Genomic DNA, 1,818 nt, shown 5'->3' on the forward strand with positions numbered 1-1,818 from the left:
TATAAGCTTATTATGGCTGGTGGGGATTTACCAGATGTTAAAATGGAAGAATACTCATTTGAATGGTACAACTCAGAAACGAATTCAGTGGTAATGGATAGATATCAAAAAGGAACGCTTTCTACTATATTTGAGATGGATAAACCTACTCGACAGGATGACATTAAATTATTAAGTTTTGTTATCAGGAAAAGCAAGTCAGGCTTTTTGGATGTGAGTGACTTGTCACCTGAGGCATTAACAGCCGTTTGTGATGTCATTTTAGATACTGGTTTTTCGCCTAGAGAATTTGTATTTCTTGACTCTGACTCAGATGAAGCAGAGCAGTTTTCACAGGACTACAATAGCCTATATTATGAAAGTGTTACCACTTCTGCATTCAAGCAAGTGTTGGGTATCTAGTTGGTGATTCAATTCCAATAAAGTCTTAAAAAAAAGGGGGGGTATGTATAGCACTTATTACTCCTCCTTTGCAATCCTTGCTACGCAAGGGCTGTAGCATTTTGACTGTGGGGAATCAGGGTGAATCTATAATTAACTAAGCCCTAGATTCTTTGGTATTGACAATCACTGGAGGGATAAGTCAAACAGTGTAAATACCCGTTAGATATAGGGAGCTAATTGCTCCCTTCACTGAATACTTACTCGAGAGTAACGACCGATATTTTATGACACACGCTATTTTACGGCCAATAGTAATAAGGTTTGTTGGGTAGCTCCTATCACATTAGTATAATAGTCAACACCGTTGTAACAAAACGTTCTCCCTAGAGTTTGTACATCTTGACCATTGAATAAGTCACCTTTCATAAATGTAATAGTTGGCTTATCATAACCTATAGAAACTATAGCTTTATCAGGTAAAGCTTGAGTAATTAGTTCATCAGAATGAGAGGAAGATAAACTATAGCCAAAACAATACCCCTTCTGAACTTTACCCTCAAGCAACTTATTGGATAGTGTTACAAGGTCATGTCTACCATTTATTTGCGTTACCCCATACTTACGCATGATTTCTTTTTTACCTACTAGTCTATTCCACTTGCTATCAAAACTTTGCAAAGCGTTTAGCTCTTCATAGTTGTACGTTATTTCAGGTGCAATCAGTAGTGTAAATTTAGCAAAGGAAGGACTATAAGTGTCCTTTGCAAGACTTACTGCAATAGTTTTTGAATTAGTAATAAATTCCAGTAGTCTATTTTTGTCTGAACCATAGTGTGTTTTGGTGACATTGCTATGAGTAAAACTATAAACAAGCCATTCGTCGCTATTATTAGCTTGTATCGGTATATCACTGGTAAATGTATAAGTATCCCCTTTTTCATTTACCATGAACCACAGTGGCTCCACATCTAAGTATTCTATTACGAGTTTGGAGTCAACTATAATGTTTGTATCAGTCTTTTTCTCTCCTCCGAGATAGTTACCAAGCTCTAAATAGTTGGTTTGTGTTAGCCATCCCAAGTTAGGACCTTCCTTAGAGTGACTATAACCTCCACTTAATATTTTAACTGAGTCATTCAGGCCTAATTCACCCATACTATGTGACTTTGTATATGTTGGTTTTGGGAGACCTTTAAGCATTTTTTCCAAACCAATAATTCGGTCTTCCTTACTAATTATATAGTTGATTCTGTTATGTAATGATGCCTTGATAGAGGAAACGAAATCTTGTGGCAATGCAGGGGTCCATTTTTCAACTAATCGTAGTTCTTCTTCGCTTTGAAGTATGTCCAATGTCTTAGTGTCATCTTTAACGAAGTACAAAGAGCCACTTCTTATCTTCGCTAAATCACTTGAATTTTCATATTCAGACTC

The 1,818-nt window shown here is 36.4% G+C and carries 2 protein-coding genes; one reads left to right on the forward strand and one right to left on the reverse strand.

The features are described 5' to 3' along the window. On the forward strand, positions 1–402 hold a 402-nt coding region (locus tag AC4GME_RS18810), incomplete at its 5' end, for a hypothetical protein (protein WP_490380040.1). A 276-nt stretch (positions 403–678) separates the two neighbouring features. On the opposite strand, the gene AC4GME_RS18815 is transcribed toward AC4GME_RS18810, so the two are convergent. Continuing rightward, positions 679–1,818: hypothetical protein (locus AC4GME_RS18815; RefSeq protein ID WP_490380041.1), on the reverse strand; the 1,140-nt coding region annotated here is incomplete at its 5' end.

It is taken from the genome of Psychromonas sp. (genome assembly GCF_983033635.1).